The organism is Bradyrhizobium sp. BLXBL-03 (assembly GCF_051853015.1).
GTDB classification, from domain to species: Bacteria; Pseudomonadota; Alphaproteobacteria; order Rhizobiales; family Xanthobacteraceae; genus Bradyrhizobium; species Bradyrhizobium manausense.
This window is the reverse complement of record NZ_CP182470.1, coordinates 2936257-2951340: the sequence shown is the minus strand read 5'-3', so window position 1 is coordinate 2951340 and position 15084 is coordinate 2936257. Positions and strand designations below refer to the sequence as shown.

Sequence of the window (15084 nt, the reverse complement as noted above, 5' to 3'; positions counted from 1 at the left end):
GACATGGAGAGCCTTGGCCTCCCTCCGGCGAGGGCGCCCGCGCCCATGCGCCATTTCTATCGCTTGGCCCGCAGGCTGTTCCGCTCGATCATCGCACGTATCGACCTCTCACAATTTCCGGGATCATGCTGCGGCTGAGTAGTCGGTCCGCAAGCGAATGTAGGCAGGTGACGAGATGCGCGCAGCAGCAAGACGAATTTGGCTCCTGCTAGCGACAGCCGCGAGTTTGGCTATATCGCCCGTTCTGGCGGCCGACGCCAATCACGGCGCCGATCTTGCCCGACGCTGGTGCGCAAGCTGCCACCTCGTGACGAACAGCCAGGCTCAGGCCAGCGTCGACGTGCCCTCCTTCGCATCGGTTGCGCGCAAGCCTGATTTCAGCCCGGAGAGGCTCGCGTTCTTCCTGCTTGACCCCCATCCGAAGATGCCGAACTTTCCCTTGAGCCGGACCGAAGCCGCCGACATCGCGGCCTATATCGGATCGCTGCGCCAGTAGCTGGCTCGCTCCAAACGCTCAAAAATGCAAATCCCTGCCGGAGGAGCCGACAGGGATCAGCAGAAAGGACGATGGACGGCGGATGAGCTTCATCCGGTGGCCCATCGTGGACCTGCATGGGAATTGAAATGCGCATCAATCCGATGAGCAAGATCAATTTGTGAGCAGACTTTCCAAGATCAGGATTTGCCAGATCAGGATTTGCCCTTGCCCGGCTGCATGAAGTTGCCGGTCATCTGGCGCATGTGATCGCCGGCGTTAGTGAACTGGCTGCGCAGGAACTCGGACTGGATCCGCATCGCCTCCTGAAGATCGGTCGCGTGAACCAGCTTGCGAGCATGCTCGAATGCCGCCTTCATATTCTGCTCGGTGAAGGCGAGCGCCTGCTTGGAGACATCAGCGCCCGCGCCGGGAACCGACGACATTGATTTGGTGGCGGCATCGAAAAACATGCCGAATGCCTTCTCGGCCTGGTCAATCGTCTTCTCCGCCAGGTCGCGCAGTTCAGCCGGAACTTCGAGCTTCGGTTCGATCATGGTCGTACTCCTCCCTCTTTTTCCTGTCTGATTATCACATTTGCCGCGCCGCCTTCCAGCGGCCATGCTTCAGCAGGGGCCGTCACCTGGCGGTCCATCGCCGGCCGGGAGGACGGACAGAGCGTATTGCCGGCGCCCGGCCAAAGCTCAGGACAAGGGATGGTCGGGGAGCGTTTCGTCGGTGACAAGATCCTCGATGAGCTTGATGACCTCAAAGCGCTGGCGGGGGGCAAGCTTGAGAAAGGCGCGCAGGAGGCGGAGGCTCTCGACCGTGCCGGTCGCGGGTGCACCGAGCTTGAGATGCAGTTCAGCCGCGAAATTGAGGTTCTTCATCTCGCACCTATCACAGGATCGGTCCTTCGGTTCGGGCGTCGTAAGCCGGATCGAGGACCTGATCTCGTCACCGAACGCCACGGCGACGACGAACTCTAGGTCGGAGTACCCGGCAGGCTGGCGTGCTGAGCAGATCTCAACAAGGTTGCAATTATGTCAAGGAACAACCCGTCGGGCAAGCCAAACCGTGAGACTTAGCGATGCTTCGTCGACAGCGTGCCACGGCAATTCCGGATAACAGGAATACTCACCGCAGTCACCCACCTGCGTCAAGAAGCAGCATCATCACCACAAGGCTCCGACCGCTGTCAATTCGACCAACGTTTCGCATCGTTTCTGACATGCGCGGAAACTGGCAAAACCCGGACTAGCGCTTCTTCAGCGTATACACGTAATAGTTGAGCCCGATTTCGGCGGTTGTATCGTCGACGAAATGAAGGTCGATTTCGCAGCCGGTCTCCAGTGTCCTGATATGGGTCCCCATGAAGCCGAGCGAAACGGCAAGCGCCTTGGGATCGACCGTCTTGTCCGCGCTGTACATCTCGTCGAATGCGCCCTGGAAGAGCATGTCTGGACCATAATCCGTCACCTTGTAGTGCGGCTTGACGCAGGAAAATGGACGCGGACCGGAGATTTCCCCGGTCTTGAGAGCCACTGTCTTGCCCATCAGCCGCGCGCGCTCGGCATCGTCAGGCTTGCGATGCGGATCGGCCCAAGGCGCAAGCACGGCCGCCGTGAAGGCCCAGTTTCCGACAAAAAACGGATCGGCGGCCACGGCGGAGCCAGCCATGCCAAGCGATGCGAACAAACAGGCAATATGGGTGGGTTTCATGCGGCAAGCCCCCTTCACGTCTTGGACTCATCGCCCCGCATCAGGGTTCATCACGATCCGATATTTCTCGCTCCGTGAACCGTCGTTCAAGAACGTGCGACCAAGCGGTTGCGAAACGGCCACGCAGATCACGGGCGCCATGGCTGATGAACGATTTTGATTCGGGCGCACTCAGCACCAAAGGACGACGGCATGCTTTCTCGCTGCGATCTCATCAAGGGCGCCGCGGTTGCGCTTCTTACTCTCTCGACTCAGGGCGCGTGGGCGCAGGAGACCAAAATGAACCTGTTCAAGATCGTCACCGTCAAGGACGAGATCATCATCGGGCTGTCGCCTGACGAACTCCAGGCGCTTGGCGGCAGTGACGCAAGCGCGGTTTCGCACGCTCTGGCGCAGAAGGGCGACCTCACCGTCTGGCAGTACAACGTGCATCGCGGGCAGAACGGTGAAATGCAGCAAGCCCCCACGGCCAAAATCGGGCTTTTGGCCAACGCTTCGCTCCGCGTCGAGCCCTACACCACGCCCTACCAGATCATGCCGCATCCGTGACGCGAGATCGGGACGGCCGGCGGTAAAGCCGCCGGCCCATCCTTCAGCGGCGCCGCGCTGAGGCATCTGTCGCAAAACCGTAGACCAGGGCCAGCCGGTCGAGGCATTCGCGAAAACGCCGGGCGAAATAGTCGTTCCAGCGCTGGGTGCGGACAGCGCGCCGCTGCCCGATCTGATCCATGGTCAGGCCGAGCACGAGCACATCATGCACCAGCGCGGCGCCGTCGGTGCCAAGCTCGCGTTCGACCCGGTTCAGCCGTAGTACGGCCTGGCGCTGACGCTCGGTCAGGGGCTCGCGAGAGCGCGTGCCGTCGACAAATTCGCGGGTCGGATCCATGGCCTGCGGGCCCCGCTCTGCCCCCTCCCAGTCGTTCTGGTAAGCGCGACCACCTCGATATTGCGCCTCATCGATCTGGTGATGCGAGTGCAGTCGGCCGAGCGGATCATTGCGAATCGACCGCATCGCCACGATCTTCTCGTCGGAATCAAGCGCGAGCGGGTTGTCGACCTCTGCCTCCATCACCTCGGCATTGAACGGCAGGTCACGCGAGCGCCGGTCGTGAAGTTCGGTCAATCTGTAAGACTTGTTGCGTTTGGCACGAGCCACTTGGAAATTCCTTGCCAATTGACGTGAAAATGGAACGGTCGCGCGCGGGTCAGGCGGCGGAGACGAGCCTCAGCACGACGGCAGCAGCCGTACGGGCCGCGCCGGGACCGCGCGTCAGACGCGCATGCGGCGCGCAATAGCTCGAGCCGGGTTGACGTGCGTGACCGCAGAAGCTGATCTCCTCCCCCTCCTTGTCGCCGCCATAGGGGTAGCGGCAATCGCCTCGTTCGAGCTCGTGCAGCGTGATCAGGCGCGGCTCGATGCCGACGCAACGCAGTTTGACGGGTTGGGCAGGTTTCAAGGCCGATGGCGGCGGCAGGTTCAGGCCAGGTGGCACGGCACGAGGCGGTGTGCGCGGAGCGGGCTCACCCGGCAGGGAAGGCACGATCGACGGACTTATCATTCGTTCAGGCGTGGCGAGCCCAAGCCCGAGCCGCTTGGCGCGACCGATCACGGCGTTGCGGGTGTAAGCCGTTCCAAACCTTGCGTTAATCCGTCTTCCGATCTCCCCATATGACAGTCCCTTGAAGAAATAGTCGCAAAGCGCGTCGGAATGCTCCGACGACCAACGGCCCGGTTCCATGCTGCTGTCCTGTGATGCGCCCCGATCCCACGATCCGGAGGCGAAACACACCTTCCGTTATTCCGAAGGTGAAGTCAAGCCTTAATTTCTGATATTCATAATTGCATTAATTCCGAATTTCGGATTACAAGGGGCTGAGCGGTGGGCAATCGAGGGAATCACCATGTTGGACGTTGCGATGATCGAGCGGGGCCTGGAAAAGACGGGCAAGAGCAAAGGCGGGCTGGCTGCGGCGATGGGCGTACGCCCGGGTGCCGTGTCGGAAATCCTCGGCGGTGAACGCCTGGTGAAGGCCTCGGAAATCATTCCGATCATGGAATATCTTGAGCTGAACCTCGCGCCGATCATGGGTCGCGTCGGGGCCGGCGCCGTGATCGAGCCCGACGTCGAGCAGGTTCCGCCGGAAGGGCTCGGCGACATCGCGCTGCCCTTCCCGATCATGGAGGAGACCGTCGCGTTCGAGATCGTCGGCGATTCGATGCTGCCCAAATATCAAAGCGGCGACGTGATCGTTGTCTACAAGGACCAGCGTCACCCGTTATCGAGCTTTTACGGCGAAGAGGCCGTGGTCCGACTCAAGACCGGCGAGCGCTATCTGAAGACCATCGAGCGGGGCAAATCACCGTCCGTCGTCAACCTCACCAGCTTCAACGCCAAGCCGATCGTCGGCGTCAAGCTGGATTGGGTCGGAGAGATCTGCCTCTCGATGCCGAAAGGCCAGCTCGAGCGGTTGCGCGCCAAATCGGCCCGCTCGCGCAAGAAGGGTCGGTAAGCGAAGGTTTTCCGATTCTCGGAAGTAAATCTTGACTTCCTTCTTATTTTCAGAAATTCTTTCTGCCGCGCCCCGATCATCGAGGCGCGGCAGGATCGTTTGATGCAGTATTTCGTCGTGATGATCGATTGCGGACGCCGCGGTCTCGAGGCGGTGGTCGATCCTGAAATCACCAGGCGCGAGGTCATCTCCCGCGTCAGCCCCGGCGAATATCAGAACATTTTGTTCATCCACGAAGTCGCGGACGATTGCGTCGACGACGTGACCGAAGCCATTTTGGCCGAGGCCGCCCTCCCCGAAATCCCGCCTGAAGACCTTGATCTCCAGGCCAGCCGCCATGACCACGCTCGCGACCTGCGCAAGCACGAAAAAGCGTGATGCAGGCTGAAACAACCTGTGTCACGGCTCAACCCAAGCTCACACCGTCAGAACGGTCGATCCCGTGGTCTTGCGCGCGGCAAGGTCGGCATGCGCCTTGGCGGCATCCTTCAGCGCATAGGTCTGGTGCACTTCGATCTTGACCGCTCCGGACTTGACGACGTCGAACAGCTCGTTCGCCATGGCGACCAGGTTCTCGCGCTTGGCAGCGTAGGTGAACAATGTCGGCCGGGTAACGTAGAGCGAGCCCTTCTGCGCCAGCAGACCAAGATTGAGCGGCTCGACCGCGCCTGAGGACGCACCGAACAGCGCAGCGACGCCAAGCGGCGCGAGGCAGTCCAGCGACTTCAGGAACGTGTCCTTGCCGACGGAATCGTAGACCACCGGCACCTTCTTGCCGCCGGTGATCTCGTCGACGCGCTTCACGAAATCCTCGCGCGTATAGATGATGACGTGGTCGCAGCCATGCGCCTTGGCGAGTTTCGCCTTCTCGTCGCTGCTGACGGTGCCGATCACGGTTGCGCCGAGATGCTTCGCCCATTGGCTCAGGATCAGACCAACGCCGCCGGCGGCGGCATGCAGCAGAATGGTATCGCCGGCCTTCACCCGGTAGGTCTGCCGGATCAGATATTGCGTGGTCAGCCCCTTCAGCATCATCGCCGCCGCGGTCTTGTCGTCGACGCCGTCTGGCAGCTTCAACAGCCGGTCGGCCGGGATCAGCCGCTCCTCGGAATAGGCGCCGAGCGGTGAGGCGCCGTAGGCGACGCGATCGCCCGGTTTCAGATCGGTAACGCCGGGGCCGACCTCCTCCACGACGCCAGCCGCCTCGCTGCCGAGCCCGCTCGGCAATTGCACCGGATACACACCCGAGCGGTTATAGATGTCGACGAAGTTGAGGCCCACGGCAGTGTGGCGGATGCGCGCCTCTCCCGGGCCAGGCTTGCCGACACTGACCTCCTCCCAAACCAGGACTTCCGGACCACCGGTCTTGTGAAAACGAATGGCGTGAGTCATGGGCGTTGCTCCCTTATCGTTGCGTTGATGGTCCGAGAAAAAGCGGATCGGCCGCAGAAATAGGCATTTGGTCCGCCCGTTACAGTATAGAAGACGTAACAAGAATGTCACAGTGAACGACAAACCCTCGCCGTTCCGCCTCTGTTCGAGAAAGTTGATGAGGGTCTCGGAGCGACCGGCAGTAGCTTCTGCGCGGGGTTTGGTGGTCGCCTGCGAAGGAGAGCCGAGATGCCAGCTTATGTACAGCATCATCAGGACATCGAAATCGCGCCTGTGATTTGCCCGACATGCATGGGGTTCCTGCCGATGTATGTGCGCGAGGTCGAGCCGCACTGGAGCCTTGCCAAGATTGACTTCGTCTATGAATGCGCCGATTGCGGCGCCGAGGTCAGGCAGACCATCCGCAAGCCGGAGCTGCTGCGGCACTGATCGCACGATCAGCTGCCCCTAAGTATTTGCGCTGAACGGAAAAAGCGCCGCTCAGCGCGGGTCAGGCCGTCCCAAACGAGGCTTGTTCTTTGCCGGGAACGCAGGCAGAACAAGCTTCAAGCAAGACATTTGGGAGCGCCATTTCGTGGCTGATCAGAACGCCTCGACCTCGATCGAGGCAGTGGAGAGCGGCCTTGCCGCGCAAGGCTATATCGCGAGCCGGCAGATCGCGACAGCCGTCTACCTGTCGCAGCAGATCGACAAGCCGATCCTGGTCGAAGGCCCCGCGGGCGTCGGCAAGACCGAGCTCGCCAAGGCAATCGCCGCCTGGCGCGGCAAGAAGATGATCCGCCTGCAATGCTACGAAGGCCTCGACGAGGCCAAGGCGCTCTACGAGTGGAAATACGCCAAGCAGCTGCTCTACACCCAGATCCTCAAGGACAAGCTCGGCGAGGTCCTCGGCGGCGCGCAAACGCTGCATGCCGCGCTCGATCAGCTCCATGATTTCGGCGACGTGTTCTTCTCCAAGGAATTCGTCGAGCCGCGCCCCCTGCTCCAGGCACTGGAACAGCCGGGCGGTTGTGTACTGCTGATCGACGAGATCGACAAATCGGACGCCGAATTCGAATCGCTGCTGCTGGAGATCCTCTCCGACTTCCAGGTCACGATCCCCGAGCTCGGCACCGTCTCGGCGATCACACCGCCGACCGTGATCCTCACCTCCAACAGCGAGCGCGATCTCGGCGACGCCCTGAAGCGGCGCTGCCTGCATCTGCATATCGGCTTCCCCGAGCAGCGGCTGGAAGAGCGCATCGTCGAGAGCCGTGTGCCCGGCATCTCGCAGACGCTGCGCCGGCAAATGGTCGGCTTCATCCACGAGATCCGCTCGCTCGATCTGAAGAAACTGCCCTCGGTCAGCGAGACCATCGACTGGGCCCGCGTCCTGGTGCTGCTCCAGGCATCCGAGCTCGACACCGATATCGTCAAGGACACGCTCAACGTCCTCCTGAAATATGAGGCCGATATCGAGGCGGCATCGCCGCAAGTGACGACCTTCATCGCCAAGGCAGCCCGGTCCAACGTCTTCGGTTGACGCCGATGCGCGAGAACCTCCATCGTTTCTTTCGGGCGGCGCGGGGCGCCGGCGTCCATGTTTCGCCCGCCGAAAGCATCGATGCAATGCGTGCGGTCGCGCAGGTCGGCATCACCGAACGCACCATCCTGCGCGACGCCCTGCTGCTGACGCTGGCCAAATCGCAGGACGAGAAGCTCGCGCTCGGCGACTGCTTTGATCTGTTCTTCAGCCAGCCCGAGCCGCCGCAGGATCTGCCCGAAGCCAACGACAATGACGAGGATTCGCAGGACGCGGATCAATCGCCCTCTGCAAATGCGGCCAGCAAAGCGGGCGGTGGTCAGCCGCAGCAAGGATTGGGCCCGCTCGCCGAGATGCTGCTCTCGCAGGATCGCAACGCGATATCAGCTGCGATCGCCAGCGCCTCCGGTGCGGCCTCGCTCTCCGACATCCGCTACTCAACACAGCGCGGCATCTTCTCAAGCCGCATCCTCGACGCCATGGGCCTTCAGCGCCTGCGCGACGATCTTGACGAGCTGACCGGGACCAATCCCGCGCTGGCTGAGCGCCTGCGCGCCGCGCTCGAGGCCTTGCGCGAGGCGGTGCGCGACACCGTCTCGCAGGGTCTTGCGCTCTATGCCCGCGAAGAGGCTGAAAACCTCCGCAACGAAATCCTGCGCAATGCGCCTCTTGCCCGCATCGAGCGGCGCCAGGTGGCGGAGATGCGTGCCCTCATCCACCAGATCGCGCGTCGCCTGCGCGAGCGCTATTCGAAGCCGCGCAAGCGTCAGCGTCGCGGTCATCTCGACGTGCGCCGCACGCTCCGCCGCAACGCCGCCTGGGGTGGCGTGCCGTTCCTCACCGCATGGAAGCGCAAGCATCGCGACCGGCCGAAGATCGTAGCACTGTGTGACGTCTCCGGCTCCGTCGCACAGGTCTCCGATTTCTTCCTGCTCCTGATCCACTCACTGCACGAAGTTGTGGACGACGTCCGCTCCTTTGCATTCTCGTCGCATCTGATCGAGGTCAGCGAGATCCTGGAGAAGAAGTCGCCGGAAGAGGCGATGGCCGAGATCATGTCCAAGGTCGGATTCGGCTCGTCCGACTACGGTTCGTCGCTGGTCGATTTCGAAAAAGACTTCATGAGCGCGCTGACGCCCCAGACCACCGTGATCGTGCTCGGCGATGCCCGCAGCAACAATCTCGATCCGCGCGCGGACATCCTGCGCCGCATCTCCGAACGCTCGAAGCGGTTGGTCTGGCTCAACCCCGAAGGACGACTCGCCTGGGGCTTTGGCGATTCCGAGATGCCGCGTTATGCGACATTTTGCAGCGTGGTGCGGCAATGCGCCACCGCGCAGCAGCTCGAGCGCGCAGTCTCCGATATCGTTGCCACTTATCAGTAAGTCTCGTCAGTTAAGTCTTGTCAGTAAGGCTTGAGCTCGCGGCGAACGTCAGTTTCGTGCAAGCTCTGCGTGAGCGACATTACACTCGCGAAAGTGAGAGGCAATTTCGTCGAGCGCACGCTGTTCCCATTCCTGGGCTTGCGCCAGCCAGAAAACCCGACGCTCAAAATCGAGCGCCGCGCGCTCCCGGCACAGGGATTCCTGACCGCGAATTTCGACCAGCCTGTTCATGCACTCACACTCCCTCTGCGTGAAGCCATTCCCAGCGAACCAGCCTAACAGAGTCACGAACCCAGCGCCTCACCCTTTCTGGGCCTATCGCGACGCAGAATGAGACAGCAACGCTTCCCGTGCACTGCCCCCGTCGCAACGCAGCATCAAATCAAGATCATCAATTAGTGATCGGCGATCGGGACGATCGTCTCATCTGGCCGATCTTAACTATTGTGGCGCAACAGACTGCGGCAATTCGTGAAGAAGAGTTCTAAACAGCTCACCGAATTCCCGACTCATTGTCGTCGCATCATCTTCATGCCGCGCGGCTAACAGGGGCGCGCGAACGTGACTATCGCTTGAGGCAACATGAGCAACGACGTCGACTTTGATCTTTCACCGGACCAGTGGGAGGCGCTGAGAGCGCTCCGCAACCCGGAGCCGAGCGGTCGCCTCGCGAAGGCTTATCTGCTCGAAGGTCTCGCCAAGCTTGGCCTCGTCGACGTCAATGACGGAGTGCCTGCGATGACGCCAGCCGGACGCAAGGTGCTGGTGCGCGGATCATGCCGGTTGCTGGATCTGGCGGCGTAACGCGCATATCAAAAAATCTGGGCTGTCACGATCGCGTAGGCGATGAACACAACGCCCAGTCCCCACACCATGGCCGGAATCTGTGACCGCCGGCCGACCGTTACTTCCAGTGCGATGTAGCTCAGTGTCCCCAAGGCCATTCCGTTGATGAGGTTGTTGGTCAGCACGGTGACCAGCAGCGTGAGAACGATCGGTATCGCGTTGCCGAGATCGGTCATGTCGATGCGAGCGAGGCCCTGCATCATCAGCACCCCAACCAGCACCAGCGCAGGTGCGGTTGCTTGCGATGGGATGATGACAAAGATCGGCCAGAAGAACAGCGCCAGGAAGAAGAACCCGGCCACGGTCAGCGACGTCAGGCCGGTGCGGCCGCCGGCCTGCACGCCGGTGATCGATTCGATATACGCCGTCACCACCGACGTGCCGAGCAGCGGGCCGACGATGGACGCCGTCGCATCGGTCGCAAAGGCCGCGGTAGCATTCGGGATCGAGCCGTCCGGCTTGCGCAGATTGGCAGCGCCCGTCACGCCGATCAGCGTGCCCAGCGTCGAAAAGAATTCGGCACACAGGAAATAAAACAGCAGCGGCAGTGCCACGACGAAATGGCTGAAGAGATAGCCGACATCGAGCGCCATGAAGGTGCTGGTCGGCCAGCGCGGCCATGACATGATCGCTGATGGCATCGACGTCACCATCTTGCCATTGGCGCCCGGAACGAAGAAGCCGATCACGGTGAGCAACACGATCGACAGGATCAGCGCCGCCGGGACCCGGCGGACCACCAGCACCGGCGTGAGCAGGAGGCCGAACAGCGTCAGCAGCACGGGCGGGCTGCGCAGCGATCCCATGGCGATGTAGGTCGACGGATTCTGGACGACGAATCCGGCGCCTCGCAGCGCAATAAACACGATGAGAGTGCCGACCGCCGCCTGGATGCCGATCTTCAGCGCTTCCGGCACGTCCTTTGCGACCTTCTCGCGCAGCTTCGACAGGCTGAGGATCAGGAACAGCACGCCGGTGAAAGCGACCATGGCGAGCGCGCCCTGCCAGGGCATGCCCATCTGCTTGACGATGACATAGGTGAAGATGACATTCGATCCCATCGCGGGCGCGACCGCGAGCGGCAGGTTGGCCCACAGTCCCATCATCACCGAACCGAAGATCGCGGCCAGCGCCGTGGCGCTGACGAGATCGGCGCGATCCATACCGGCGTTGGACATGATCGCGGGATTCACGGCGATGATATAAGCCATGGCCGCGAAGGTGGTCGCTCCGGCCATCGTCTCGCGCCCGACACTCGTACCACGCTCGGTGAGGCGGAAGGCCCGATCGATCAGCCCGGCAGCTGCCCCTGGCGCCGGCGCTGCAGAAGCAGCTTGCGGCTTCGTCATCTCGTCCATCCCAGTCCTCCTACCAGACCACCGGGTGCGCTTCGCCCGTCTGCACATTGATGAAACCGAGCGGCGCCTGCTCGCACGGCGCCACCAGGACCCAGCTCCATGGCGCACAAGTCAGCGTTGCAAACATGAGCCTTTCAGGAAATCCCGGATACCAGCGCGGCCGGAATGTTGGCTCGTACATCCAGTCGACCTTACGGCCTTCCGCATAAAGCGCCTGCATCTCGGCATCGAGCGCCTGCGCCGAGCGGCAGCTCATCAGCCCGCCGACCTCGAAGCGTACGGTGGCGACGAGCTTCCCCTCGCGCACCAGCGCCCATCCGCCCTGAAGCTCGACCAGCGCGTTCACCGCCTTTGCCATCGCCGCGTCGGACGAGCCGACCACCCAGATATTGTGCTTGTCGTGCGCCACCGAGCAGGCGAGCGCCGTTTCCGGCGTGCGCGGTCCGCAGCCGCGCCAAAACATCTTGGCGACACGACCGTCGCCGGAAAAGCGGTCGATGATGGCGAATTTGGTAATGGCTTCGCTCTCGTCGCGCTGCACGGCCCCGCCTCGCACCGGCAGGTCGAGCGTGTAGAACTCCGGATGCCAATGGAAGGGGCGGATCACCGCCGCTTTCATCGTGGCACGGCCGGGGTCAGCCCGCAGCTCGAAATCCTCGGGCTTGATCGTGCGCTTGATGTTGACCGTCTTGGTCGCCCACTCCGGCCATTCGATCCTAGGCACCTCGCCGAGATAGCGCTTGCCTTCGGACACCTGCGCGCCGTCGGCCCACACTTCGGCGATCGTCAGCTTGGCGACATCCGACAGCAGCACGACGTCGCCGAAGCGCCCCGGCGCCAGACTGCCGACGAACGGCGTAAGGCGCATGTGCCGCGCCGGGTTGATGGTGAGGCACTGGATTGCGACCTCAGGCGCAAGGCCGGCCTCGATCGCGACCCGCGCATTGTGATCGCTGGCGCCGAGTTCGAGCGTGTGACTGGCACTGCGGTCGTCAGTGGTGAAGGCGACCTGCGACCAATCCTGCAAACCCTTCGCAAGCAGCCATTTGACGATCTCGTCCATGGCATAGACGCGCAGCTCGACAAACAGGCCCCGCGTGAGCTTGTCCCAGGTCTCCTCCGGCGTCTGCACCTCGTGATCAGATGCAAGCCCGGCCGCGGCAAAGGCGTTGATGGAGGGCAGATCCCGCAGGCCGGACGCGTGACCTTCGACGACGCCGCGCGCCGCAAACGTCGCCTCGATCATGCCCCAAAGCCGCTTGTAGGACGGGTTGTCCGGATTCCACACAGCCGGCCAGTCCATGACTTCGTCGAGCCCTGTGACCATCAGGCTTTCGGCCATGAAGCGCGCCTGCTCATCGCGGCCGTACCAGCCGCCGCCCCATTCATATGCGGTCGGTGGCACCGCCGAACCGGGCTGCGGAAAGATCTTGAGCGGCGAGCCGCGGCGACGTGCCTCGAACCAGAATTCGAGATTGCGCGCGCCGTTGACGTTGGAGAATTCGTGGCTCGCCTCGCAGGTCCAGGTATTGCCATGGGGCAGCACCAGCGCCGCTTCCCATTCCGGCGTCAGATGCGAGCTTTCGATGTGCTTGTGCACCTCGCCAAAGCCGGGCACGGCCGCGAGATCCGGCCGATGCACACGCTCGCCAACCTCGCCGGGATAGCTTCCGGCCGGCCCGACCCAGGCGATGCGCCGGGCCTTGAAGACGATCTCCTGGTCCTCGCACCAGGTGCGGCTGTGCACGTCTAGCAACTTGCCAACCCGCAAGGCGCGATCGGCGGGACGGCGACCGAGCGCCGTCAGCACCAGATCCTGACGAATGCGAACCTCGTCAGGCGCGTTGATCATGAGATCGTCGGGTAACGCATTCATGGCCTGCCTCACTTTATGCCGGCACTTTCGCAGCTGCGGTCCGCTTGCGCGGCGATTTGCCGGACCTGCCACCGCGCGCGGCGGCGGCATCGCGCTGACGGACGTCCTTCAAAAGGGTCGTGAGCGCCCATTCGATCGCGTCGGCGATCTCGGCGCTCGTCATGCCGAAATCCTCGCGCATCGCATTCCAGGCCAGCACGTTGTTGAGATAGGACGCGAGCGCCTCGGCCTGGCGGACCTCCTTCGGGGGGAGATGCCGCACCAGCGGCGCCATCGCCTTGCGATGCTGGTCGATCAGGTGCCGCCGGAAGCCGGCGCGCACCCGGCGGCCCGCCCTCGTCATCGCGATGGCGCGCGCCAGATGCGGATGACGGTCGAACCGCTTGCACAGCTTGCGGAAGATCTCGGGCAGTTCGTCCGGCGAGGTGAAGGGAATGTAGCTGAAGACGTTGTCCTCGATCCATTCGCCGGCCGCGGCAAACAGCTCCGCACGGGTCTTGAAGTGCCGATAGATGGTACGCTCGGCCACTTTGGCACGCTTGGCCACGGCGGCCATGGAAATGTCGTCGGCCTCTTCATCCTCCAAAGTCTCGACAAACGCCGCAACGATGCGCTGGCGCGTCATCTCGGCATATTCGTCGCGAAGGCTTGCCCCATGTCGTTCGACTGTACTCATGTCATAAGCCTGACACCAGTCGATTTGCAGGGTCAAGCCGAGACTTGAGGCACGCGGCGCCGCAACAATGGGCGCCGGCCTGCTCCCGGAGGCCAGCGGCCTGCGCGAGCACGACCACCGCCTGCCGCCTGAAAAATGGACTTTTGCCCGCCGCGAAAATCGGATTTGCTCCGCCGACAAACGGCGCGGGCAACGACGCCGCGCCAGACACGCAAGGGAGCTGGTCATGAACGGGCTTGGCGGACTGAACAAATCTCCCAATGGCGTGGTCATTGGGCTCGTGCAATTGCAGCTGCCGAACGTCGTGACCCGCGTCGATCTTGCCCGGCAGACCGAGCGCATCGTCTGGATGGTCGGCAAGGCCCGCCGCAACCTCTCCACCATGGATCTGGTGGTGTTCCCCGAATACTCGCTGCACGGCCTTTCGATGGACACCAATCCCGAGATCATGTGCCGGCTGGACGGGCCGGAGGTCGCGGCGTTCAAGCAGGCCTGCATCGACAACAGGATCTGGGGCTGCTTCTCCATCATGGAGTTCAACCCGCACGGCAATCCCTACAATTCCGGCCTGATCATCGACGACCACGGCGAGATCAAGCTCTATTATCGCAAGCTTCATCCCTGGATTCCGGTCGAACCGTGGGAGCCGGGCGACATTGGCATTCCCGTGACCGAGGGGCCGAAAGGCGCCAAGATCGCGCTGATCATCTGCCATGACGGCATGTTCCCGGAGATGGCGCGGGAATGCGCCTACAAGGGTGCCGAGATCATGATCCGCACCGCCGGCTATACCGCGCCGATCCGCGACGCCTGGCGCTTCACCAATCAGGCCAATTCGTTCCAGAACCTGATGGTCACGGCAAACGTCTGCATGTGCGGCTCGGACGGCTCGTTCGATTCCATGGGCGAAGGCATGATCGTCAATTTCGACGGCAGCGTGCTGGCGCACGGCACCACCGGCCGCGCCGACGAGATCATCACCGCCGAGGTGCGACCCGACCTCGTGCGCGAGGCCCGCATCAATTGGGGCGTCGAGAACAACATCTACCAGCTCTGGCACCGCGGCTATGTCGCGGTGAAGGGCGGCGCGATGGACTGCCCCTACACCTTTATGCAAGACATGGTTGCAGGCAGCTATCGCCTGCCGTGGGAAGATCAGGTCAAGGTCACCGACGGCGCCTCCTGTGGCTTCCCGGCGCCGACGCGGATGTTCGGCAGGACGGCCAAAGCCGCGGAATGAACGGTTTTCCGGCCGAAACCGCGACGATCTGGCACGGTTGTTGCTCCTTTTGACGCTCAAGTTGCGTCAAACCGGGGAAAT

At 62.5% G+C, this 15084-nt stretch carries 19 protein-coding genes; 9 read left to right on the top strand and 10 right to left on the bottom strand.

The features are described from left to right. Window positions 1–175 precede the first annotated feature (175 nt). Window positions 176–496 (top strand): c-type cytochrome, encoded by a 321-nt coding sequence (locus tag ACNJX9_RS14050; RefSeq protein ID WP_271601400.1) that lies wholly within the window; start codon window positions 176–178, stop codon window positions 494–496. A 194-nt stretch (window positions 497–690) separates the two neighbouring features. Here the strand turns inward: ACNJX9_RS14050 and ACNJX9_RS14045 are convergent, their stop codons facing one another. The 3 genes from ACNJX9_RS14045 to ACNJX9_RS14035 all read right to left on the bottom strand — a co-directional run bounded on the left by ACNJX9_RS14045 (window position 691) and on the right by ACNJX9_RS14035 (window position 2197). Continuing rightward, window positions 691–1032, bottom strand: a complete 342-nt coding sequence (locus ACNJX9_RS14045; protein WP_057749686.1) for a phasin — start codon at window positions 1030–1032, stop codon at window positions 691–693. Between the two features lie 147 nt (window positions 1033–1179). Next, entirely contained in the window at window positions 1180–1365 is a 186-nt protein-coding gene (locus ACNJX9_RS14040) for a hypothetical protein (RefSeq protein WP_057749689.1), read from the bottom strand. A gap of 367 nt (window positions 1366–1732) precedes the next feature. Continuing rightward, window positions 1733–2197, bottom strand: coding sequence for a hypothetical protein (locus ACNJX9_RS14035; RefSeq protein ID WP_439409269.1), 465 nt, complete (start codon window positions 2195–2197; stop codon window positions 1733–1735). A gap of 192 nt (window positions 2198–2389) precedes the next feature. Here ACNJX9_RS14035 and ACNJX9_RS14030 point away from each other — a divergent pair, with 192 nt between their 5' ends. Continuing rightward, window positions 2390–2746, top strand: coding sequence for a hypothetical protein (locus ACNJX9_RS14030; RefSeq protein ID WP_439409268.1), 357 nt, complete (start codon window positions 2390–2392; stop codon window positions 2744–2746). Window positions 2747–2789: 43 nt separating this feature from the next. On the opposite strand, the gene ACNJX9_RS14025 is transcribed toward ACNJX9_RS14030, so the two are convergent. Both ACNJX9_RS14025 and ACNJX9_RS14020 read right to left on the bottom strand, forming a co-directional pair. Further along, window positions 2790–3353: a hypothetical protein gene (locus ACNJX9_RS14025; protein ID WP_057749698.1), complete on the bottom strand. Its 564-nt coding sequence runs from the start codon at window positions 3351–3353 to the stop codon at window positions 2790–2792. 49 nt (window positions 3354–3402) lie between these two features. Continuing rightward, window positions 3403–3936, bottom strand: coding sequence for a GcrA family cell cycle regulator (locus ACNJX9_RS14020; protein ID WP_439409267.1), 534 nt, complete (start codon window positions 3934–3936; stop codon window positions 3403–3405). Window positions 3937–4099: 163 nt separating this feature from the next. Between ACNJX9_RS14020 and ACNJX9_RS14015 the strand changes: the two genes are divergently transcribed. Continuing rightward, entirely contained in the window at window positions 4100–4708 is a 609-nt protein-coding gene (locus tag ACNJX9_RS14015) for a S24 family peptidase (RefSeq protein WP_271601405.1), read from the top strand. Window positions 4709–4810: 102 nt separating this feature from the next. Further along, the gene (locus ACNJX9_RS14010; RefSeq protein ID WP_439409266.1) at window positions 4811–5086 is read left to right on the top strand and encodes a hypothetical protein; all 276 of its coding nucleotides are present in this window, start codon (window positions 4811–4813) and stop codon (window positions 5084–5086) included. Between the two features lie 39 nt (window positions 5087–5125). Here ACNJX9_RS14010 and ACNJX9_RS14005 read toward each other — a convergent pair whose 3' ends face one another. Next, entirely contained in the window at window positions 5126–6100 is a 975-nt protein-coding gene (locus tag ACNJX9_RS14005) for a quinone oxidoreductase family protein (RefSeq protein ID WP_439409265.1), read from the bottom strand. Between the two features lie 228 nt (window positions 6101–6328). Here ACNJX9_RS14005 and ACNJX9_RS14000 point away from each other — a divergent pair, with 228 nt between their 5' ends. From ACNJX9_RS14000 to ACNJX9_RS13990, 3 genes are all read left to right on the top strand, one after another. Next, a complete protein-coding gene (locus tag ACNJX9_RS14000; protein ID WP_057749711.1) occupies window positions 6329–6529 on the top strand; it encodes a hypothetical protein in 201 nt (66 codons plus the stop codon). A gap of 145 nt (window positions 6530–6674) precedes the next feature. Next, window positions 6675–7622 carry an AAA family ATPase gene (locus tag ACNJX9_RS13995; RefSeq protein WP_439409264.1) on the top strand — a complete coding sequence of 316 codons (948 nt, stop codon included), beginning with the start codon at window positions 6675–6677 and terminating at the stop codon, window positions 7620–7622. A gap of 5 nt (window positions 7623–7627) precedes the next feature. Next, window positions 7628–9007: a vWA domain-containing protein gene (locus ACNJX9_RS13990; RefSeq protein ID WP_439409263.1), complete on the top strand. Its 1380-nt coding sequence runs from the start codon at window positions 7628–7630 to the stop codon at window positions 9005–9007. Window positions 9008–9055: 48 nt separating this feature from the next. Here the strand turns inward: ACNJX9_RS13990 and ACNJX9_RS13985 are convergent, their stop codons facing one another. Next, window positions 9056–9238 carry a hypothetical protein gene (locus tag ACNJX9_RS13985; RefSeq protein ID WP_439409262.1) on the bottom strand — a complete coding sequence of 61 codons (183 nt, stop codon included), beginning with the start codon at window positions 9236–9238 and terminating at the stop codon, window positions 9056–9058. Window positions 9239–9589: 351 nt separating this feature from the next. On the opposite strand from ACNJX9_RS13985, the gene ACNJX9_RS13980 reads away from it, so the two are divergent. Next, window positions 9590–9811 (top strand): hypothetical protein, encoded by a 222-nt coding sequence (locus ACNJX9_RS13980; RefSeq protein WP_057749720.1) that lies wholly within the window; start codon window positions 9590–9592, stop codon window positions 9809–9811. A gap of 8 nt (window positions 9812–9819) precedes the next feature. Here ACNJX9_RS13980 and ACNJX9_RS13975 read toward each other — a convergent pair whose 3' ends face one another. From ACNJX9_RS13975 to ACNJX9_RS13965, 3 genes are read right to left on the bottom strand one after another with little or no spacing between them, the layout of a single operon-like run. Next, window positions 9820–11211, bottom strand: coding sequence for an NCS2 family permease (locus tag ACNJX9_RS13975; RefSeq protein WP_439409261.1), 1392 nt, complete (start codon window positions 11209–11211; stop codon window positions 9820–9822). 10 nt (window positions 11212–11221) lie between these two features. Beyond that, window positions 11222–13087, bottom strand: coding sequence for an adenine deaminase (locus ACNJX9_RS13970; protein ID WP_439409260.1), 1866 nt, complete (start codon window positions 13085–13087; stop codon window positions 11222–11224). A gap of 13 nt (window positions 13088–13100) precedes the next feature. Beyond that, window positions 13101–13763, bottom strand: coding sequence for a TetR/AcrR family transcriptional regulator (locus tag ACNJX9_RS13965; protein ID WP_439409259.1), 663 nt, complete (start codon window positions 13761–13763; stop codon window positions 13101–13103). Between the two features lie 226 nt (window positions 13764–13989). Between ACNJX9_RS13965 and ACNJX9_RS13960 the strand changes: the two genes are divergently transcribed. After that, a complete protein-coding gene (locus ACNJX9_RS13960) occupies window positions 13990–15003 on the top strand; it encodes a formamidase (protein ID WP_439409258.1) in 1014 nt (337 codons plus the stop codon). The last annotated feature ends 81 nt before the right edge of the window (window positions 15004–15084 follow it).